Here is a 21,580-nt window from a genome sequence, read left to right on the forward strand (position 1 = left end):
GGCCTTGAGCAGGGTGCGGGTCTCGCTCGGCCCGTCGACGCCCTCGGTGCAGCCGATGAAGTCGCGGAAGTAGTCCGAGACCTTCTTGCCGCCCTTGCCCTTGATGAACGAGATGTACTGCTTGGACGTCTTGTTGTTGCGCCACTCGGAGATATTGATCCGCGCAGCCATGTGCAACTGGCCCAGGTCCAGATGGCGCGACGGGGTGACTTCCAGCGCCTCGGTGACCGCCACGCCTTCGCTGTGGTGCAGCAGGGCGATGGACAGGTAATCGGTCATGCCCTGCTGGTAATGGCAGAACAGCACGTGGCCGCCGGTGGAGAGGTTGGACTCTTCCATCAGCGTCTTCAGGTGTTCCACCGCCTGCTTGGAGAAGGCGACGAAGTCCTTGCCGTTGTCCAGGTACTCGCCCAGCCAACCACTGAACGGGTAGGCGCCGGACTCGCCCTGGAACAGGCCCCAGGCCTTGTTCGGCTTGGCGTTGTAGCTCTCGTTGAGGTCGGCCATCAGGTTCTCGATGGCCTGGGAGTCGCCCAGCTCGGCATCGCGCGCATGCAGCGTCGCGGGGTTGCCGTCGGGCTTCTTGTCGATCAGGTGGACGATGGCGTGGCGAATCGGCATGGCGGACCCGGATGTTCAGTGCCGGCGGCGCCGCGCGCATCGAAGCGGCGGCGGGGCGGGCGGATTGGAAAACGCCAGAGTTTACCCGACAAGGCACCGGGATGCGCGACGCCGATCAGTCCGCCGCCGGTGCCAGCCCCTCGTCGCGCTCGCGCCGATTGCGGCGCAGCTGGCGCAGGCGGCGAATCACGTAGTTCAGGTGCAGGTGCAGTTCGTACAGCTCGTTGTAGTAGGACAGCGGCACCTCGACCTTGGCCAGCTCGGCTTCCAGTTGTTCCAGGCGCTCGATTTCGGTGCTCAGCTCGGCGCTGCCGGTACGTTCGTCCAGGCGCCGGTCGATTTCGCGCAGGTAGCGGTACCAGCGGTAGATGCGCGCGCGGATGCGCCAGCGGTACAGCGGGCCGATGGACTTGAGCAGCGGAATGAGGATGGCGATGAAGGGGATCAGCAGGATGATGTAGCGATCCGCCAGCGAGGCGATGCGGAATGGCAGGAAGCGCTGCAGCAGCGGCGGGCCACTCTTGTAGTAGCGCTCGGCATCTTCCTGCAGGGCCAGGGTGCGCGGCTCGGCGCTGGGGAAGGCGCCGGCCGGGTCCAGCAGGGTGCCGCTCTTCATCACGGCTCGCGCGGCCTCCAGGATCAGCGGAGTGAGCGCCGGGTGGAAGTCGCCATTGACCACCAGGGTGGCAACCGGCGAAAGGGTAGCGAGGTCCTGGTCGGGCACGTTCTGCGCGAGGTTCAGCAGGCCCTCGCTGACATCGACGCGCTTGAGAAAGGGAATCCGCGCCTCGTACGCGTGGGCACGGCGAAAGCCGGTGAGCGTGAGCTCGGGGCTGGCCGCCAGGCGCTGCACCAGCGGGTTCTCCGCCGGGCCGACGAAGAAGGCCGCGTCCAGCTGGCCGGCCAACAGTTCGTTGGCCACCGCGTTGCCGCCGCGCGCCTGCCAGCCTGCCGGCAGGGGCTCGGTGGGAATCTCGTTGGCCTTGAGGATGGCCTGGGTCACCGCTTCGGTGCCGCTGCCTTCGCCGCCGATGGCGACGCGCAGGGCGAGCAGGTCGGCCAGGCGATCGATCTTCGCCTCGCGGCGCTGGAACAGCCACAGCGGCTCCTGGAACATCGCGCCGAGGGTTTGCAGGTGCTCGCGCTGCTTGGGTTCAAGCTGCTGCTCCTGGCCGCTCTGCACCAGTGCCAGGTCCACACCGCTCTTGCCGTCCAGCAGCTTGCCCAGGTTTTCCCGCGAGCCGGCGGTGCGTACCAGTTGCAGGTCGAAGCCCTGCTTGGCCAGCTCCTCTTTCAGTCGCTGGCCGAACACCGCGTAACCGCCGCCCGGCGCACCGGTGGCCAGGGTCGCGCTCATCGGCGGCGGCGGGGCGACGAAGTAGAAGACGGCGGCGACCAGTGCAGCCAGCACCGGCACCAGCCAGAGGTTGGCGCGGACCAGGATGGCGAGGTCCTTGAGCATGTTCAGAAGGCGTTGCATGGGAAGTCCTTGTGACGACGTGCTGTCCTGAAAAGATAGCCAGCCTGTGCGGCGGCGGCCGGCGAATCCGCCCCCGATGGAGCCTTAACCGCTATCATCCCCAGCTTCGAAATATGGCTGCGGACTTCACGGCATGCGCATTCTCCACACCTCCGACTGGCACCTGGGCCAGCATTTCATGGGCAAGAGCCGCGAGGCCGAGCACCAGGCGTTCTGCGCCTGGCTGATCGAACAGGTGCGCGAGCAGGCCGTGGATGCGGTGATCATCGCCGGTGACGTATTCGACACCGGCGCGCCGCCCAGTTACGCCCGCGAACAGTACAACCGCTTCATCGTCGAGCTGCGGGATACCGGCGCTCGCCTGGTGGTATTGGGTGGAAACCACGACTCGGTGGCGATGCTGGAAGAGTCCCGCGACCTGCTCGCCTGCCTCGATACGCAGGTGATCGCCGCGGTCGGCACCGACCTCGAGCGCCAGTTGCTGGTGCTGCCGCAACGTGACGGCCAGCCCGGCGCGATTCTCTGCGCGATCCCCTTCATTCGCCCACGCGACGTGCTCACCAGCCAGGCCGGACAGAGTGCGCAGGACAAGCAACTGGCGCTGCAGCAGGCGATCCAGGCGCACTACCGCGAGTTGTTCGAGCGCGCCGAGGCGCAGCGCGAGGCCCTCGGCCGGCACCTGCCGATCATCGCCACCGGCCATCTCACCACCGTGGGCGCGAGCGCCAGCGAGTCGGTGCGGGAAATCTACGTCGGTACCCTGGAAGCCTTTCCCACCAGCGCCTTCCCGGCGGCGGACTACATCGCCCTGGGCCACATCCACCGGCCGCAGAAGGTCGGCGGCCTGGAACACATCCGCTACTGCGGCTCGCCCATTGCGCTGAGCTTCGACGAGGCGACCCAGGGCAAGGAAGTGCTGCTGGTGGACCTGGATGACAGTGGCCTGCGCAGCGTCACCGCGCTGCCGGTGCCGCGCTTCCAGCCGCTGAAATCGGTGTCCGGCAGCCTTGCCGAACTGCCCGCCGAACTGGCCCGCGTCGCCCGCGAAGGCAGTGCGGAGCAACCCGTCTGGCTGGAAGTCATGGTGCACACCGATGACTACCTGACTGATATCCAGCTACGCGTCGAGAAGCTTTGCGAAGAACTGCCGGTGATCGTCCTGCGCACCCGCCGCGAGCGCGGCACCGCGCAGGCGGCGCTGTTCAGCGAAGCGAAGGAAACCCTCGACGAGCTGAGCCCCGAGGATGTGTTTCGCCAGCGGCTGGACGCCGAGGAACTGGACGCAGCGCTGCGCGAACGACTGACCGGGCTATACCGACAGGTCGTCGCCGACCTGCAGGAGGAACGCTCTTGAGAATCCTCAGCCTGCGCCTGAAGAACCTCAATTCGCTGAAGGGCGAATGGAAGATCGATTTCACTGCCGAACCTTTCGCCGGCAACGGCCTGTTCGCCATCACCGGGCCGACCGGAGCGGGCAAGACCACCTTGCTCGATGCCATCTGCCTGGCGCTGTACCACCGTACGCCACGCATGAGCGTGCTGTCGCAGAGCGGCAATGAGCTGATGACCCGGCATACTGCCGACTGTCTCGCCGAAGTCGAGTTCGAGGTGAAGGGGCAGCCCTATCGCGCCTTCTGGAGCCAGCGTCGCGCCCGTGACAAGGCCGAAGGCGCGTTGCAGGCGCCGAAGGTGGAGCTGGTGCGTATCGACCGCGCCTCCGGCGAAGGGCAGATCCTCACCGACAAGATCAACGACAAGCTCAAGCAGACCGAGACCCTCACCGGCCTTGATTTCGAGCGTTTCACCAAATCCATGCTACTGGCCCAGGGCGGGTTCGCCGCCTTCCTCGAGGCCAACGCCAACCAGCGCGCGGAACTGCTGGAGGAGCTCACCGGCACGGAGATCTACGGCCTGATTTCCCAGCGCGTCTTCGAGCGCACCCGTGAAATTCGCGGCGCGCTGGACCAACTGCGCGCCCGCGCCGACGGCGTTGAACTGCTCAGCGCCGAACAGCGCGGCGAGCTGGAGCAGCAGGGGCGCGATGCTGCGGTGCAGGAAGCGGCTTTGCAGGCGCAGCAGTCGGCCCTCCAGGCGCAGCGTCGCTGGTGCGAAGACCTCAGCCGTGCGCAGCAGCAGGTCGAGCAGGCCGGCGCGAAGGAATCCGCTGCCCGCGAGGCGCTGGAGCAGGCACGACCCGATCTGCAGCGCCTGGCGGACAGCGAGCCCGCTGCTCGTCTGCAGCCCTTGCACCAGGCCTGGCGAAGCACCCGGGAGAATGTCGATCAGGGTCGCACGGCGCTGGAGGACAATCTTGCTCAGCAGGCGCTCCGGCGAGAAGAGATCGCCCAGGCGCTGTGGGCGGCGAACCAATATGCCCAGCAATCGCAGGATGCATGCGAGGGCGAGCGCAAGGCCCTTGGCGAGCAGCGCCAGGAGCTGCAGGCGCGCCTGGCGCAGTACCCGCAGCGAGCGAAGCTGGGTGAGCTGCTCGGCGGCTGGCGGGCACAGTTCGCCCAGCGTTCGCGCCTGGCCCAGGCCATCGCCGACGTGCAGCGGCAGGCGCAGACGGCCGACCAGGCATTGCAGAGCGCGACGACACAGCGGCAGACCCTGCAAGGCAACGTCGCTTTCATGCAACAGCAGGTCGAGTCGGCAGGCGCACAGGAAGGCCAGCATCAGCAGCAGCTCTCGGCGTTGCTGGGTGGCGCTACCGAAGGTGAGCTGCGTGAGCGGCTGCAGCAGGGGCAATTGCACAGCCGCGGGCTGGACCGCCTGGAGCAACTGGCCCGGGCCCGCGCCGAGGCCGCCGCGCAACTGGCGCGCTGCCAGCCGGAGCTGGACGCGCTGCACCAGCGCAAGGCCGAGCGCGAAACGGTTATCGTCGCGTTGCGCGAGCGTTATCAGACGACCAAGCAGCAGGTTGCCGACAAGGAAAAGCTCCTGCAGCAGGAGCAGCGCATTCACCAGCTGGAGCATTTGCGTGCGCAGTTGCAGCCCGGCGAGGCGTGCCCACTGTGCGGTTCTCAGGAGCACCCGGCGGTGGCGGCCTACCAGGCGCTGGATGTGTCCTCGACACAGGCGGCGCTGGAGCAGGCGCGCCAGCAATTGGCCGAGCTGGAAAGCGAGGGCATTGCCCTGCGTGGCGAGCTGGCCGGGCTGGAGGCGCAATTGCAGCAGGGGCAGCGCCAGCTGGACGAAGCGCGGGCCGCGTTGGTGCAGCATCAGCAGGCTTGGCAGCAACTCTGCGCGGAACAAGGGGTAGCGCTGGACGACGACCAGCAGCTCCACGCCGAACGCGAGCGCCACGAGGCTTCGCTGACGGCATTGTTGCAGCAGCTGAAAACCCTGGAAGAGCACCGGCACCAGCTCCAGCAGGCACAACAGCAACGCCAGCGCGCCGAGCGCGATCACGCCGAGGCCGTACAGCAACTGGCGCTGTTCGACCAGCAGCAAACCCATGAACGCCAGCGCCAGGAAGAGCGCGCGCAGCAGCTCGCGGCCCAGCGCGCGGAGCTGTTACAGCAGGACCAGGCGTTGGCCGCCGCACTCGGCGAGCTGGGCTACAGCGTGCCGGAAGACGGCGAGCATTGGCTGGCCGAGCGCTCGGCAGAATGGCAGCAATGGCAGCAGGATCAGCAGCGCAGCCAGGAGCTGGCAGCCGCTGAGCGGGATGCCGAACAGGCTGCCCGCACGGCGCAACAGCTCGCCGCGCAATGGCAGCAGCGCTGGCAGGCCGCCGGCTTCGATGCGCGCCTGCCTCTGGTGATTCACGCGGCGCCGCAACAGGCACTGGTGCAGGCCGAGGAGCAACTGGCGGCCGCCCAGCGCCAGGCCGATGCCTTGCGAGGCCGTGAGCAGTCGCTGAGCGAGCGGCAGGAGCAGGAGCAGGCACGTCTCGCCGAACACCTGGCGAGCTGGCAGCAGGCGCTGGCGGCGAGCCCCTTTGCCGACGAGTCGACCTATCTTGCCGCGCTGCTGGACGATGCCCAGCGCAGCGAACTCAGCCAACTGCGCCAGCGCCTGGAAACGGCAATTACCGAAGCCGTCACCCTGCGTGCCGCTGCTGCGCAGGATGTCGAGCGCTTGCAGGCAGAACCCCACGGCGAACTGCCGCTGGAGGAACTCGACCTGCAATTGCAGGCGCTCGCTGCACAGTTGCGCGAGCTGGGTCAGTGCCAGGGCGAAATCCGCGCCCAGTTGCAGGGCGACGACAACCGTCGCGCCAGCCAGCAGAGCCTGTTCGCGGATATCGCCAAGCAGGAGCAAGAGCACGATCTCTGGCAGCACCTCAACAGCCTGATCGGCGCCTCCGACGGCGCGCGTTACCGGCGCTTCGCCCAGGGCCTGACCCTCGATCACCTGGTGCACCTTGCCAACCGCCAGTTGCAGCGCCTGCATGGACGCTACCAGCTGGCGCGGCGCAGCGATGGCGAGCTGGAGCTGGAAGTGGTGGATACCTGGCAGGGCGACACGGCGCGCGACTGCAAGACGCTGTCCGGGGGCGAGAGCTTCCTGGTCAGCCTCGCGCTGGCGCTGGCGCTGTCCGACCTGGTCAGCCACAAGACCAGCATCGACTCGCTGTTCCTCGACGAAGGTTTCGGCACCCTCGATGGCGAGACCCTGGAAGTCGCGCTGGATGCCCTCGACAGCCTCAACGCCACGGGCAAGACGATTGGCGTGATCAGCCACGTCGAGGCACTGAAGGAGCGCATTCCGGTGCAGCTCAAGGTGCACAAGGGCGTTGGCATGGGCTACAGCCAGCTCGACCAGCAGTTCCGATTCGACCCGGAGAAAGCCTGATGGGCCTCTCCGTGCACCGCTGCGAAGAACGGGATCTGCCCGACTGGATCGAGCTGCGTCTGCAACTCTGGCCGGGCGATCATGCAGACGCGTTCGTTGCGGAGGCGCGGGACATCCTCGCGCAGCCGCAACGCCACGGCGCCTGGCTGGCCCGCGACGAAAAGGGCAGGGCGCTGGGGCTGGCGGAGGCCTCTGTGCGCAGCGATTACGTGAACGGCACGGAGGGCTCGCCGGTGTTGTTTCTGGAGGGCATCTACGTCCGCGAAGACGCCCGCCGGCAAGGCGTGGCTCGGGCTCTGGTGGGCGTGGTGCAGGCTTGGGGCGGCACGCTCGGCTGCCTGGATTTCGCTTCCGATGCGGCGCTCGACAATACCGACAGCCATGCTCTTCATCGTGCCCTGGGCTTCATCGAAACCGAGCGTGTCGTGTACTTCAGAAAGCCGCTGCGGGGTTGATCCACATCAGGAGGAACGCGAGCGCGGCACTGCGGTCAACTTGCAATCGACGTCAGGCGAGATAGGCTCAAGACCGCGTAAGTCAGCCGCTCCCGCCTGGGTCGGCATCCACAGGTATCGTGATCTTTCGTAGAGGTGATTGGTGATGAAGAAATCCGCATCGGCTCCGAAGAAACCCGCAGCGGCCAAACCCGCCGCGAAGCCGGCTGCGAAAGCGGCCAGCAAACCTGCCGCAAAACCGGCCGCTGCCAAGCCGGCCGCCAAGGCCGCTGCCAGCAAACCCGCTGCTGCGAAGACGGCTGCTGCCAAGCCTGCCGCAAAACCGGCTGCTGCCAAGGCCGTCCCGCGCCGTGCGCCCGCGCTGGCCACGCCGTCAGACCTGAGCAAGAACGCCACCCGCGATCTGTCTGCGGCGCTCAATCGCCTGCTGGCGGATGTCTTCGCGCTCTACCTGAAGACCAAGAACTTCCACTGGCACGTGAGCGGTCCACACTTCCGCGACTACCACCTGCTGCTGGATGACCACGCCACCGAGATCTTCGCGATGACCGACGCGATTGCCGAGCGCAACCGCAAGATCGGCGGCAACACCATCCGCTCCATCGGCCACATCGCGCGCCTCAAGCGCATCCTCGACAACGATGCCGAGTTCGTGCAGCCGCTGGACATGCTGGCCGAGTTGCAGGAGGACAACAAATCGCTGACCTCCTACATGCGCGAGGTCCATGGCCTGTGCGACGAGTACCACGACATCGCCACTGCCAGCCTGATCGAGAACTGGATCGACGAGACCGAGCAGCGCACCTGGTTCCTCTTCGAGACCAGCCGCCGTGGTGATAACACCGGGCACTGATCGGTACGACAAGAAATACCAAGGCCGCCTTCGGGCGGCCTTGGTATTTGTAGGAGCGCGCTTGCTCCTACAGTGCCGGCTGGCTCTGCCAGAAGGTGGAAAATTCCTCGAACGGATAGCGCTCGCCGTCGAAGCTGACGGTCTTGCGCACAACTCTTGGGGCGCCGACATTCTCACCCGCCGATTCGCGCTGCACCTTCGAGGTGACGATCAGGTCGGCATAGCCGTGATGGACTTCCTGGCCCATCGACAGGGTGAGTTGCGAGCGTTCGATGACCGTGCGCTGATCACTGCAAGTCTGGCCCTCCAACGTCGTCCACTGCCGCAGGTAGGTGCGGAAGACTTCCTTGAGCTTGGCGCCCTGCGGCGCGTAGAGGCTGAAGTCGTCGTAGGACCAGGCGTCCGGGCAGCTCGCGCCGCGCGCCACGCTGCCAATGACCAGGCCGAAACCGCGCACATCCGGCGCCAGGCGATAGCGGGCGGTGTCGAGCCACAGGCTGGAGCTGTCGATCTCCACCATGGCGTCCTCGCCGATGCTGTCGTCGACGCGCGTCACCAGCTTGCCGCTGGCCGTGTCGAACTGGCCGACCAGCAGGTTCAGGTTGCGCTCGCCGGGCTCGGTCTTGTCGTCCGCCGTGCTGTAGGCGACTGCGACCACCTCGAGCTTCGGATCATCCGGCCAGGCCTTGCAGGCGGCAGCGACCACCGGCGTTGCCGCAGCGGACTCCGGTGCCTGCCAGCCCTGCTGGCCGAGCAGCCCGGCCAGGGTCTGCAGGGTGGCGTCGTCGCAGGGCTGTGCGGTGCGCTCCGCTGCGCCAACGCTACCGGCAAGTACCAGCAGCGCGGCGCAGGTCCATTTCCCTATGGGGTACATCAGTGGCTCCTTGTGCGAGCGGAGGATCAGCGACCGTCGCTGTCCTTCCACTTGTTCATCAGGGTGTTGGAAACCAGGCTCTCGTCGAGCAGCTTCTTCGCCGTCTCCACGCCGGCCACCGGCAGGCCGGCAGGGTCGAGCAGGCCGATCTGCACCAGCACGCTGGCCTGGTCCCAGTAGATGTGTTCGTGGCACAGCTTGTCGCCGCGGAAGCGGATCACGCCGAGCATGGGGATCTCCACGTACTTGCCGGTGGGCGGCACGCCGGGCAGCATCCAGTCGATCTCGGTGGAGTGGGTGAAGCACATGACGAATTCGTCCACCACCTGCAGCGCGCCGACGGTGCGGGAGATCGGCACCAGTTTCATGTCCGGCGGATTGCCGTGGACGAAGTGGTTGCGGTAGAAGCGCGCCAGTTCGTCCTGGCCGACGCCGCCGGTCATGGTGGGGATATGGTTGACGTAAGGCTGGGCGACCATGGTTGCCATGGTGGCGGGCACGTCGCGGGCCGCGAATTCGTGGTGGATGTGGTCTTCCCAGAGTTTCGACAGGTCGAAGTCCGGGCCGATCTCGCGCTTGAGCGCGCCGATGCTGCGCTCGTGGGCCATCAGCGCGGCGGGCTTGTCGAAGTGCACGCCGTTGGGGCGGGCGAAGGCGTGGTCGACGCCGGGGTAGCTGTAGATCTCCGCCTTTGGCAGTTTGCCCAGCACCTCGCCGATGGCCGCGCGGGCGTTGGCGTCGCAATACACGTCCTGCTCGGCGAAGTGCAGCACCAGGCGACCCCGGATGTTCTGCGCCTCGTCCAGCAGGTGCTCGATGCCCATGCCGTAGTAGCCCACCGAGCAGGCCGCGTCGGTGCGCGCGGCGGTGAGGTAGGCGAGCTTGCCGCCCAGGCAGAAGCCGACGTAGCCGATGCCGCGATCTTCGACTTCCGGCAGTGCGCGCAGGGCGTCCATGGCGGCCGCGATGTCGTCCACGCCCTTGTCCACGTCGAAGCGTTGGAACAGGTCGATGGCCTGGCCGAACTCGGCCTCGCTGTAGCCCAGCTCGAGGTTGGGCTGCAGGCGCCAGAACAGGTCGGGTACCAGGGCGACGTAGCCTTCCTCGGCGTAGCTGTCGGCTATGCTGCGCATGTTGGCGTTGACGCCGAAGATCTCCTGGCCGATCACCACGCCGGGGCCACGCCCGCTGGCCGGTACCGCGAGATAACCGCTGAAGCTGCCGCTGCCGTCACGCGCGGCGATGCTGATGCTCTTGCCCATGGTCCACTCCTGTCTGGCTCGTTGTTGTTCTGTCGGACGGGATTATTCCGGTATTCACCGGCATCGGAAAGACCGGTGCTCCCGCATCAAAGGTGTCTCAAAAATACGACACTTGCCGTATGTGCGGCCGCCACCGCCCTCCCTAAGCTGATCCCACCCAAAGGACGCAGTTCGAAGGATCATGGAGAGACCCAGGGCATGGTCGAGTCGTCGTGCCCGCTGATGGCAGCCGTCGTGGCTGTCTCCCTTTCGATCTCCTGAGCGCCGTTGCCACGGCAGCCTTCTCCTCGTCCCCCAGCCCCCCGTCGTACCGGGCATCTGTCTGCTCGGCGTCTTGCGGTGGGCGTTCCCAAACCGAGGAGAGGTTCGACGATGTCCCTGCCAGGATGTGCATCCATGATCGGTAGCGCGCTGCGCACGATCGGCCGCTGTTCCCTTCTGCTGTTCGCCGCATTGTGGCCCGGCGCTGGCAATGCCGCCGGGCCGGGTGCGGTAATCGAGAACGCGGTGCGCCAGGCCGACCGCCTGCAACGCGACTCGATCGAACGCCTGCAGCAGCAACAGCAACAGGACCGCAGTTCCGCCGAGCCACCCACGCACCTGCAGGTTCCGGCCGGCAAGGCGCGGGAGCTGCCCGAAGGCCCCTGCCGGGATATCCGCTCTATCGAGGTGCGCGGTGCGAAGCTGATCCGCCCCTCTAGCGTCGACCTGCTGGTGCAGCCCTACCAAGGCAAGTGTCTGGGCGTGCGGGAGATCGAGCAGGTGCTGTCGGCCATTACCGCGGCGTATATCGCCAAGGGCTATGTGGCGGCGCGGGCTTACCTGCCGGCGCAGGATCTTTCCGGCGGTACGCTGACGGTGGACGTGGAGGAGGGCCGGGTCGAGACGATCCGCGTGGAGGACGGCGGCGCCGGCTCCATCTCAGTGCCCAACGTCGCGCCCGGGGTGGTCGGCAAGCCGTTGAACCTGCGCGATCTCGAACAGGCGCTGGACCAGATCAACCGTCTGCCTTCCAACGACGCGGTGATGGACATCGCGCCGGGCAGTGCACCGGGTGACAGTGTGGTGCTGTTCAGCAACCATCCCATGCGACCGGCACGACTGAACCTCACCTACGACAACTATGGCCAGGATTCCACCGGGCAGAACCAGGCCGGCGCCAACCTGGCATTGGACAACCCGCTGGGCTTCAACGACTTCCTCAGCCTCACCCATCGGCGTGCCGTGCCCTATGACGCTGGCAGCCGCGCGTCGTACCTGAGCAACCTGAGCTACGTGGTGCCTTTCGGCTACGCCACGGTCAGTTTCAATGCCTCCGACACCCATTACGCCAGCCACATCCGTACGGCCGGCGGCACTCGGTTGCGCACCAGCGGCGATTCCAGTTTCTACTCGCTGCGGACCGACTACGTGGCCTGGCGTGGCCAGCAATCACTGTGGAACCTGTCGGCGACGCTGACCCGCAAGGACTTCAAGAACTACCTGGAAGACATCTACCTGGACGTCAGCAGTCGCAAGCTGACCGTGCTGGACCTGGATTCGTCCTTCACCACCCAGTTGCTCGGCGGCTCGTTCACCGTAAACGCTGGGGTTTCCCGTGGCCTGAAACTGTTCGATGCGCTGGATGACCCGTCCGGCCTGCCGGACTACGCGCCCCGTGCGCAGTACACCGCGTTCAAGTACGGCGCCAACTGGTTCCGGCCGTTCCTGATGCTCGGCCAGTCGTGGAGCTTCACCTCGCAGTTCACCGGGCAGAAGGCGCAGGACGTGCTCTACGGCTCCGAGCAGATACTCGTCGGCAGCCTCTATAGCGTGCGCGGCTTCGAGGACCAGAGCCTGTCGGGCGACAACGGCTGGTTCCTGCGCAACCAACTCAACCTGCACCGCAGCTTCGCCCTGCGCCAGGGCCTGGCCGGACAGATCCGGCCCTATGTCGCGCTGGACCACGGCAAGGTGTGGAACCGCGAGCCCGGCCTGCCGCAAGGCAAGCTGACCGGCGCGGCGCTGGGCGTCAGCAGCACCCTGGGGGTGTTCAACCTCGATGTCTTCCACGCCTGGCCTCTCGAGAAGCCGGATTTTCTCGATCGCCCCAGCGATTCCACCTACTTCAGCGCCAGCCTGAGTTTCTGAGGAAGCAGCCGTCATGAACCACGTCTATCGAGTGATCTGGAGTTTGTGCCGCAATGCCTTCGTCGTCGCCTCGGAGCACGCCTGCTCCCAGGGTAAGCGCGGCGCGGCCGGTGCGGGGAGCGCAGGGGCGGGCGGGAAGATCGGGGTGTTCGTGCTGGGCAGCCTGTCCGCCGCGCTCTACGCGCAGTCGGCGCTGGCCGGCGGGGTGCAAACCGCCGATGGCAACACCCAGGCCTACCGAGCCGGCAACGGTGTGCAGGTCATCGACATCGCTGCCGGCAATGCCGCCGGTGTCTCGCACAACCGCTACATCCAGTACAACATCGACCCCAGCGGCCAGGTGCTCAACAACAACTCGGCGAAGACGGGCACGGGAGCCCTGCAGTCACAGCTGGCAGGCCAGGTGATGCCGAACCTCAACCTGAACGATCAGGCGCGGGTCATCCTCAACGAGGTGGTGGCGAATAATCGTTCGAGCCTGCAAGGCTACGCCGAAGTGCTCGGCGGCAAGGCCGACGTGATCATTGCCAACCCATACGGCATCACCTGCGCCGGCTGTGGTTTCATCAACAGTGACCGCGCGACTCTCACCACTGGCCAGCCGGTGCTGGGCGCGGACGGTTCGGTGAGCGGCTTCCAGGTCAACCGTGGCGATATCCTGGTCACCGGCAAGGGCCTGGATAGCCAGCGCCAGGACGTGCTCGACCTGGTGGCGCGCAACGTGCTGATCGATGGCCAGGTGAACGGCAAGGATGTCGGCATCGTCGCCGGCAGCAACCGCTTCAACTATGCCGATCGCTCCGTCAACGCCCTGGCGGCGGACGGCGACAAACCGGCCTACGCCATCGACTCCACGGCGCTGGGCGGCATGTACGCCAACCGCATCCGCCTGCTCGCGACCGAAGATGGCGTTGGCGTGCGCATGCGCGGCGAGGCGGCCAGCTCCAGTGACTTCACCCTGAGCGCTTCCGGGCGGATCGAGCTGAACGGGCGGGTTGGCGCCGCGCAGAACCTGGCGGTGAAGTACACCGGCAGCCAGGTCGATGGCGGCGCTCTGCAACTCAATGGCAGCAACGCCGAACTCAGCGCCAAGGGCGATATCGGACTCGATGCGGGCGTCGGTGGTGTCAGCCTGAACGCTGGCAAGCTGACCGCCGAGCGCGACCTTGGCGTGAGCGCTGCCAGCCTGCTGGACAGCTCCGCGGGCCAGAGTCGCTTCGCCGCCCGTAACCTGCGCCTGAGTATCAGCGGCAATGCGGCGGTGGACGGTTCCGCCTGGGGGGCTGGCGGCACATCGACCCTGCGTTTCGGCAGCCTGCAGGTGGGGGCCAGCGGCGCGAGCCTGTATGCCGGCAGCGGTCTTGATCTGCGCGGCCGCGGTGATGTGAACCTGGGCACGGCGACACTGAGCGCCGGGACCCGTGCACAATTGGCATCGGAAACCGGCAGCCTGCGCAGCGCCGGCCAGGTGAAGGCGCAGAGTGGCCTGAGCCTGGAAGCGGCCGGGCAGTTGGAGAACGCCGGGCAACTGCTCAGCGGCGGCGATCTCGATGTACAGGGCGCCGGTTTGAGCAACAGCGGCACCGTGCAGGCGGCGGGTGCGCTGCGGTTGGGTGCTGCCGGGCGCGAGTTGAAGCTGGACAACCAGGCGAGCGGCCAACTGCTGGGCGATACCCTGGCGATCCAGGCCGGCGCACTGACCAATGCCGGCACGCTGCAGGCGACGCACGGCAGCCAGATCAACGCGCGAAGCCTGGACAATCGTGGGCAGATCCTCGGCTCAACGGTGGCTGGCAAGGACACGCAGATTCGCCTGAGTGGCGCGCTGGCCAACCAGGGGACTGTGCAGTCGGCCGGCGCGTTGCGCATCGACGCCGATGGGGTGCTCGGCAACCGCGGCAAACTGCTGGCGCTCGATAGCGCGCATGGTGGTAGCAATGGCGCGCTGGACGTGAGCGCACAGCGAATCGACAACAGCGGTGTGCTGGATGGAGGCGGTGACTTGCGAGCTACCGCTCGCTCGGCTGCGGCCGACAGCTTCGTCAACAATGGCACGCTGCAAAGCGCCGGCGACCTGCACCTGGACGTGGGGGGCGCATTGAGCAACGGCGCCGGCGCCCAGGTCATCGCGGATGGCGCGCTGAGCGTGACCTCGGCCCTGGGCGATTTCAGCCTGGGCAACCTGGGGCTGCTGCAAGGACGCACGGGGCTGGCGCTGGGCGAGCTGAATCGCCGCGTTGCCCTGTTCAACAACGGCCAGGTGCTGACCGGCGGGCGTCTCGTGCTCGCGGGCTCAACACTGGAGAACCGTGGCGCGATCCAGGCGGGGACCGGTACGCAAATCACGACGGGCAGCCTGCTCAATGCGGCAGCGGGCAAGCTGCTGGCGTCCACCGTGGCGGGCAGCCAGGACAACTTCAACCTGGGCAGCTTCGACAATCAGGGCCAACTGCAATCGGCTGGCAGCCTGAGCATCACCAGCAGCGACGCGCTGAAGAACAGCGGCACGCTGTGGGCCCAGTACGCCTCGGGCAGCCTGCTGTTGCAGGGCGGTGCGCTGAACAACAGCGGCAATATCGAGGGGGCGGGCGCCACGTCGCTGACCAGCGGCGGGCTACTGAGCAACAGTGGGCAGGTGCACAGCGCGGGGGATCTGGCGCTGAACGCACAGGGTGATGTGAGCAATACCGGCAGGTTGTTGGGGGACCGCAACCTCAGCCTCGATACCGCCACGGCGGCCAATCTCACCAACACCGGGCGTATCCAGGCGGCCGGCAACCTGCGCATCGGCGACAACGCCGCACGGTTTGCCGCACTGAACAACAGCCTTTCCGGCGTATTGCTGGCCGGCAATGCGCTGAACCTGTACGGCGGCTCATTGGACAACCAGGGCAAGGCCAGCGCGGCGGGCACGATCACCGCGCAGTTGGACTCGCTGACCAACGGCGCCGCGAACAACCACAGCGCGGCCATTGTTGCCGGCGGCCCCACCGGTGACAGTCAGTTCAGTATTGGCAATCAGCTGGACAATTACGGTGCCATTCACGCCAACGCCAACCTCAATCTGAACGCCAGCAGTATCAGCAACTACAACACGGGTGGGCTGTCGTCCCTGGGCGAGCTTGATGTGAGAGCTTCCAGCGGTGCGATCGACAACTACGGGGCGCTGTATGCCGGGCAGTGGTTGTGGTTGAACGCCACCGAGAACGGCGTATACAACCGCGTCGGCGCGACTATCGACAGTAGTGGCGGGGTGACCAGCAACAGCTACGACTTCGTCAACAACAGCTCGGTGGTGGCGCTGGGTGATATCGCCATCAGCGTTATCCGTAGCTTCACGAACGAAACCACGCTGGCCAGCGGGCAATCCATCAGCAAGGCGCTGGGTGGCGCAGAGGAGATTCGTAACCGCAACTCCTGGCAGATTGCCAACGAGGGCAGTCTCGACAAGGGGATAAACGCCTGGGTCTACGAAGAAGACTTCACCCGGCGTGAGTATCTGGTGGGAATCAGCGAGAGCGCGCTGCGGGCATTGCCCAAGGCGGGCATCATTGCCACCGGTGACGGATCCCGGCTGAGCGTCAACTACGGTGGTTCCGGCCTCAACAAGATCGCTGTGCTCTCGGCGAGCAACGTCTCGATTGGCGGCACGGGGACGTTTACCAACGAGGACTTGACCCTCTATTCATTCGACTACACCCGTCGCTGGATTCGAGTTGACGATGAGAAGTCGTCGGCGGATGACCACTTCGTCACCTGGGCCAGGATCAACCCCAATCGCGATGGCTGGGACGGTGACCCGGATGACGATGACAACGACATGTGGGATTGGAACCCCGGTTGGGGGTGGGCTCGCAGCGAGGAGATGTCCGGTGGCAGCTTCCCTGCGGAGCTGGAACGCTGGGCCCAGCAGGCATCCATCGCCGGGGCCGTGCGCAAAGGAACTCCGACCAACCTGGGTGGCTTCGGTGCCGGGATCTTTGCAAGCGATTTTCGCTTCACCTCGGGCACATTGAACAACGCCGGTTCTCCCTATGCTGGCGACCCTACCAGGGTTGCCCAGAGCGGTCTGATCTCTGGTTCCGTCAAGACTCGCAGCAGCGCGGGGGAGGGCAGTACAGTGGCCAGCGGTGTCAGTTCGCTGGGCGCCATCGATGCAGCCGGGCGCGCGGGTATCGTCGCCGGAGGCCCGTTGTCCTTCGCCTCCCTGGACCTGCGCCTGCCCAGCAATCCCAACGGCTACTTTGTGATCAGCCGCGAGCCAGGCGCGGGCTTCCTGATCGAAACCAACCCGCTATTCGCCGTTGGCTCCGCTTACCTGGGCTCGGATTACCTGGCGCGACTTTACGGATACGACACCGACACCCTGCAGAAACGCCTGGGCGATGCCGACTACGAGGCCTACCTGATCCGCCAGCAGCTGATCCAGCAGATCGGCAGCAACGTGATCCACGGCTACGCCAACGAAGCTGAGCAGATGAAGCAGATGATGGATCAGGCCTATGCCCAGAGCGGATCGCTGGGTCTGGAATTCGGCAAACCGCTGACAACCGAGCAGGCCGCTTCGCTGACCCAGGACATCGTCTGGATGGAGGAAGTCCAGGTGGGTGGCCAGAAGGTGCTGGCGCCGCGTGTCTATCTTGCCGCGAACACCATCGCGTCGGTCGCCACGGGGGCCGTGATTGCCGCCAATGACATCACTATCGGTGGCTCCGGTCTGAACAACACCGGCGGCACCATTGCTGGCAGCAACCGCCTGACGGTAAATACCAGCGGCGATATCAGCAACACCAGCGGCACCCTGCGCGGCGGCGACGTAAGCCTGGCGTCCAGTCAGGGCAGCATTCGCAATCAGACTCTGGCCGAGCAGAATGGCGATAGCCATACCGCATCGACGAGCATCGGCAACACGGCAAGCATCGAGTCGACCGGCAACCTGGCGATGAATGCCGGCAAGGACCTCACCGTTACCGGCGGCAACGTGGCCGCCCAGGGCAATGCGACACTCACCGCCGGCGAGAATGTCACCTTCGACACCATCGTCAGCCATACGACCACCACCACTGGCTACGTCGCGCCGGAGCACAGCGGCGGCAACGCCTGGGGATCGCAGACCACTACCGGCGATCAACACATCGGCTCTACGCTGAGCAGCGGCGGCAACCTGGCGATCAGCAGCGGCGGGGATACCACCATTGCCGGCTCGACGGTCGGCGCGGGCGGTGATCTGGCCGTGAAGACCGGCGGTGACTTCAGCCTCGAGGCACGCCAGGATACGCGTTCCACCCAGACCAGCAGTCACGTATCCGGACTGGGTGTCGGCGGTGGGCTCGCGGGCAGCGAAACTATTACCACTGACGACTTCAAAGGCACCAACGCCGGCTCCGGCATCACCGTCGGCGGCAATGCCAGCGTGGACTCCAAGGGCAGCATGGCCCTGCAGGGTTCGTCGATGAAGGTCGCAGGTGATGCCGACATCGATGCCAGCAAGGGCATCAATGTACTCGATGGGCTGGACGAGGAGCGCCACAGCAAGACGACCGAGACTACGACCTTCCTCAAGGTGGGCGGCGCCGGCAACGCTTCGTCCAGCTCAGGCAGCGGCGCTCACGCTGGAGCCGAAGGGCGCAAGGCGTCGGCAGGTGCCGAGGCGACGGCCGACGCGCAGGCCTCCGGCAACGGCGACCTGAAGTTCTCCGAGCACACCACCACCACCAGCAACTCCGGCTCGCGGACCAGCGTCGGTTCGACGCTGCAGGTAGGCGGCGACCTGCGTGCCAACACCGACGGTACGCTCAAGGTGCAAGGCTCGACGGTGCAGTCCGGCGGTGACATGACCCTGAATGCCGGAAACACCGAAGTGCTTGCTGGCCGTAACGAAACCTGGAGCAACACCAGCACCTCCCGCGAGTCAACCGGCATCTTCAGCGACGGCAGCGCGCAGGCGGGCGCCCAGGCCAGCGCCGAAGCCCAGGCCGGCGTACCCGCTGGCGCCAAGACCGGCGCACAGGCCGCAGCGTCGGCCAGCGCCGAGGGGACGGCAACCATCGGTGTGCGTACCGAGCACGACAGCAGTTCGGATTATTCCCTGCGCAACAGCGGCTCGACGCTCAAGGCCGGCGGCGACCTGAACCTGAGCAGCCAGGGCAACGCCACCTTCGTCGGGGCGAATGTGGTGTCCGGCGGCGATATCAACATCGCTGCGAAGAACATCGACAACCGCGCTGCACAGGACATCGACGAACATTCCAGCGACCATTCCTCGCAAACGGCTGGCGTCTACTTTGGTGGTGATGCCAGCGCCCAGGCCTCCGCTGGCGCCCATGGCAAGGTGGGTAGCACCGGCGCCGGCGCCAAGGCCGAAGCCAGCGTTGGCGGTGAAGCCAACGGCAGCGCCGGGCTGCGTTACCAGCGCGAAGACAGCAGCGAAACCAGCGGTTCGGTGAGGCAGGTGACCTCCAGCTTCAAGGCCGGCGGCACGCTCACCCGCACCGCCACGGGCACCCTTACCGACCAGGGAACCCAGCTGGAGGCCGGCGGTGACATCCACCAATCGGCGCGGGAAATCCGTGATGTGGCGGTGAGCGACAGCCAGTACAGCAGCAACGATGGCAGCCACCACGAGGCGCGGGTTGGTGTCGGTGCGAGCGCCGGAGCAGAAGCCGCTGCCGGTGCCAATCACAAGGGCGAAACTCAAGCCGGCGCGGGTGCCAGCGCAGGGGTGGGTATACGCGCCAGCTATGACGGTGGCAGCGAAAGCGCCGAACAGCGCGATACCCAGGCGGTGACGACTCGCTACAAGGCCGGCGGCAACATCAACTCCAGCTCCAGCGGCACCACCCGACTGATTGGTGCGCAGATGCAGGCCGGGGGCGACGTCAACCTGCAGGCCGGCACGCTGGACTACCAGGCTGCCCGTGACACCAGCAGCAGCGAGAGCCATTCGCAGAGCACCAATGCCGAGCTCAAGGTGGATGTGGTGGGCAAGGCCGGCGGCGAGATGACCGCCGGGCACAGCCAGTCGCAGTCCAGCTCAAGCAGCAGCACGGCGCAGGTCGGTGGTATCAGCGCGGGAGGCAACCTAAACATCCGCACCCGGGGCGATACCACCCTGGAGGGCACCCAACTGGCGGCCGGCAACGGCGCAAGCATCGATGCCGGCGGCAACGTCAACTTCAAGGCGGCCCACGACACCGCCGAGAGCCAGTCCAGCTCCACCAGCGTCGAGGTCGGCGGCAGCACGGAGCGGGCGGGCAGTTCGTCGGTCAACGGTGGCTTCACCCACGATGAGTCCAACGACCGGAGCGATCTGGCACGCGGCGCCAGCATCCAGGCCGGTAATGGCGGAATCAGTATCCGCAGCGGCGGCGACAGCAATTTCGAGGGCGCTCGCCTGAGCACCGGCGGGGATACCGAAATCGCTGCGGGCGGCAACGTTCGTCTGGGTGCCACCAGCGGCACCGAGACCGGCGAGGGCAAGCGCCTGGAGGTGTCCGGAGGCCTGGAAACCAACGCGGCCGGCAGCAAGAAGAAGGGCAGCCTGGGCGCCGGCGAGTCGACTACCGACCGCGCGGCGTCCAGCGGTACTCTGATCCAGTCGGGCGGCAGCACGCGAGTCGCCGGCGGCACCGTGGTGGACCAGCAGGCGAGCATAGAGTCCGGCCAGGGCACGCAGATCAGCGGGACGCTGGTGAAGGTCGGTGCCGACAGCCATGACAACAGCGACGAGCGTCAGCTCAACCTGAAGATGAACCAGGACCCGAAGGACAAACCGGCCACGGGCGCTTCGGCTCAACCCCAGGCTGCCGCACGACTTCAGGCCCCCGGTGGCACCACCACCGCTGACGCGGCGATGCTCAAGTCGCTGGCCCAGAGCGCGCCCGCGCAGGTTGCCGGCGCTGGGACGGACGCGGTGAGGGTGACGCCGGTGGACATCAATGCGCTGCTTGAGCAAGCCCCGCCGCAATTGATTGAGGACCTCGTGAAGGCCAAGCAGCAGATCGAGGCGGAGAATGCTGCCTTCATCGCGCAGAAGCAGCAAATGACCGGTACAGGAGAGTCTGAGGCCGCTAGTCCCGCCAAGCTCGCGGCGCTGGAACAGCACATGAACGACTTGATTGGGCAGTTGGAGGGGCCTGCCAAGGGCAAGCTGGATACCGCACAGCTGAATACGCTCATCGAGCAGGCAAAGCAGAAACAGAGTGGCACGCCGGACCTGACCCAAAGTCGCCCGCTGGAGCAGCCGGGCGATGCGGGCGCGCGCGAACAGGCGCAGCAGGCGCAGCAGGCGAAGGAGGCTGCCTTGAAAGCACAGGCCAGTGCTGCCGCTGATGCGAAGAGCGAGCAACTGAAGAAACGTCAGGCGCAGAAGGAGGCGGCGCTCAAGGCAGCACAGCAGACCGCCGGCAAGCCCGCCGAGAGTGAGGCTTCCGCATCGCCAGCTGCACCCGCCAGCGGGGCGCAGACCGGTCCGGGAACGGTGGCGGGACTGCCAGCCCGCACCGGCACTGCGGTCAGTGACGCCCAGCAGCAGTACCAGGACGCCATGAATGAGGCCAACGGCCTCGTCCAGCAGATCAAAGACGGGGCGAACCCTCAGCAGACCCAGGCTGTCGAGCAGATACAGCAGCTCATCGCTCGCTTGTCGAGCTCCGCCAGTCAGCCGGACAACGCGGCGCAATTCGCGCAGATACAGGCGCAGATTGATTCGCTGATCAAGAGCCTGGGCGCCGCTTCGGCCAACGACGGTGCGGGCGTGCGAGATGTGGGGGGCACAGGGGCGACCGCAGGGAAGACACTCTCCCCCGCTGCGCTGGATCAACTGCCACTGTTACTGCAGACATTGGGGGCTCAGCTTAATGCCGAACGTGTCGCTCGGGCACAATCGAAGCAGGAATCGACGGAGCAAACCATGCAGCAGGGCATGAGTGCGGCTACAGCCGTTCAGGAAAAAATGGCACAGCAGATGCAACGGGCCATCGGGGCTGGCGCTGCGCAGGTTGCCGCAGGCGCCGCAGCATCCGGAGCGGCCACCAAGGCGGCGGGCAGCGCGAAGCCGGCAGTACTCAAGCCTTGAGTTGACACCCGCGCGCGCCTGGTCGACAA

General features: G+C 66.3%; 10 protein-coding genes. 6 read left to right on the plus strand and 4 right to left on the minus strand.

What is annotated here, in order from left to right:
• Together A9513_RS09880 and A9513_RS09885 are read right to left on the minus strand one after the other, a co-directional pair.
• Positions 1 to 621: nucleoid-associated protein (locus A9513_RS09880; RefSeq protein ID WP_176707228.1), on the minus strand; the 621-nt coding region annotated here is incomplete at its 3' end.
• A 115-nt stretch (positions 622 to 736) separates the two neighbouring features.
• Positions 737 to 2,101, minus strand: a complete 1,365-nt coding sequence (locus A9513_RS09885) for a TAXI family TRAP transporter solute-binding subunit (protein ID WP_054909113.1) — start codon at positions 2,099 to 2,101, stop codon at positions 737 to 739.
• A gap of 133 nt (positions 2,102 to 2,234) precedes the next feature.
• Between A9513_RS09885 and sbcD the strand changes: the two genes are divergently transcribed.
• The 4 genes from sbcD (at position 2,235) to A9513_RS09905 (ending at position 8,209) form a co-directional block, all read left to right on the plus strand.
• Positions 2,235 to 3,455, plus strand: coding sequence for an exonuclease subunit SbcD (sbcD, locus tag A9513_RS09890; RefSeq protein WP_065084631.1), 1,221 nt, complete (start codon positions 2,235 to 2,237; stop codon positions 3,453 to 3,455).
• Positions 3,452 to 6,901 carry an AAA family ATPase gene (locus A9513_RS09895; protein ID WP_065084632.1) on the plus strand — a complete coding sequence of 1,150 codons (3,450 nt, stop codon included), beginning with the start codon at positions 3,452 to 3,454 and terminating at the stop codon, positions 6,899 to 6,901. Before sbcD ends, A9513_RS09895 begins: the two co-directional genes overlap by 4 nt.
• Positions 6,901 to 7,356 (plus strand): aminoglycoside 6'-N-acetyltransferase, encoded by a 456-nt coding sequence (gene aac(6') / locus A9513_RS09900; RefSeq protein ID WP_038803279.1) that lies wholly within the window; start codon positions 6,901 to 6,903, stop codon positions 7,354 to 7,356. The genes A9513_RS09895 and aac(6') overlap by 1 nt, the downstream gene beginning before the upstream one ends.
• Before the next feature lie 361 nt (positions 7,357 to 7,717).
• Positions 7,718 to 8,209, plus strand: a complete 492-nt coding sequence (locus tag A9513_RS09905; RefSeq protein ID WP_037006658.1) for a Dps family protein — start codon at positions 7,718 to 7,720, stop codon at positions 8,207 to 8,209.
• Positions 8,210 to 8,276: 67 nt separating this feature from the next.
• Here the strand turns inward: A9513_RS09905 and A9513_RS09910 are convergent, their stop codons facing one another.
• Together A9513_RS09910 and A9513_RS09915 are read right to left on the minus strand one after the other, a co-directional pair.
• The gene (locus A9513_RS09910; RefSeq protein WP_065084633.1) at positions 8,277 to 9,083 is read right to left on the minus strand and encodes a hypothetical protein; all 807 of its coding nucleotides are present in this window, start codon (positions 9,081 to 9,083) and stop codon (positions 8,277 to 8,279) included.
• Between the two features lie 26 nt (positions 9,084 to 9,109).
• The gene (locus A9513_RS09915; protein ID WP_065084634.1) at positions 9,110 to 10,345 is read right to left on the minus strand and encodes a dienelactone hydrolase family protein; all 1,236 of its coding nucleotides are present in this window, start codon (positions 10,343 to 10,345) and stop codon (positions 9,110 to 9,112) included.
• 372 nt (positions 10,346 to 10,717) lie between these two features.
• Here A9513_RS09915 and A9513_RS09920 point away from each other — a divergent pair, with 372 nt between their 5' ends.
• Complete coding sequence (locus A9513_RS09920; RefSeq protein WP_083196082.1) at positions 10,718 to 12,475, plus strand: ShlB/FhaC/HecB family hemolysin secretion/activation protein; 1,758 nt, start codon at positions 10,718 to 10,720, stop codon at positions 12,473 to 12,475.
• Between the two features lie 13 nt (positions 12,476 to 12,488).
• Positions 12,489 to 21,551, plus strand: coding sequence for a hemagglutinin repeat-containing protein (locus tag A9513_RS09925; RefSeq protein ID WP_065084636.1), 9,063 nt, complete (start codon positions 12,489 to 12,491; stop codon positions 21,549 to 21,551).
• Positions 21,552 to 21,580: the final 29 nt, after the last annotated feature.

The sequence above is a fragment of the Pseudomonas sp. AU12215 genome, from assembly GCF_001675465.2.
GTDB lineage: Bacteria > Pseudomonadota > Gammaproteobacteria > Pseudomonadales > Pseudomonadaceae > Pseudomonas > Pseudomonas nitroreducens.

What these genes read in the sequence shown, in the direction of transcription:
- A9513_RS09915 (WP_065084634.1), bottom strand. Translation starts at nt 10,345, where the DNA reads ATGGGCAAGAGCATCAGCATCGCCGCGCGTGACGGCAGCGGCAGCTTC.
- A9513_RS09925 (WP_065084636.1), top strand. Translation starts at nt 12,489, where the DNA reads ATGAACCACGTCTATCGAGTGATCTGGAGTTTGTGCCGCAATGCCTTC.
- sbcD (WP_065084631.1), top strand. Translation starts at nt 2,235, where the DNA reads ATGCGCATTCTCCACACCTCCGACTGGCACCTGGGCCAGCATTTCATG.
- A9513_RS09920 (WP_083196082.1), top strand. Translation starts at nt 10,718, where the DNA reads ATGTCCCTGCCAGGATGTGCATCCATGATCGGTAGCGCGCTGCGCACG.
- A9513_RS09885 (WP_054909113.1), bottom strand. Translation starts at nt 2,101, where the DNA reads ATGCAACGCCTTCTGAACATGCTCAAGGACCTCGCCATCCTGGTCCGC.
- A9513_RS09910 (WP_065084633.1), bottom strand. Translation starts at nt 9,083, where the DNA reads ATGTACCCCATAGGGAAATGGACCTGCGCCGCGCTGCTGGTACTTGCC.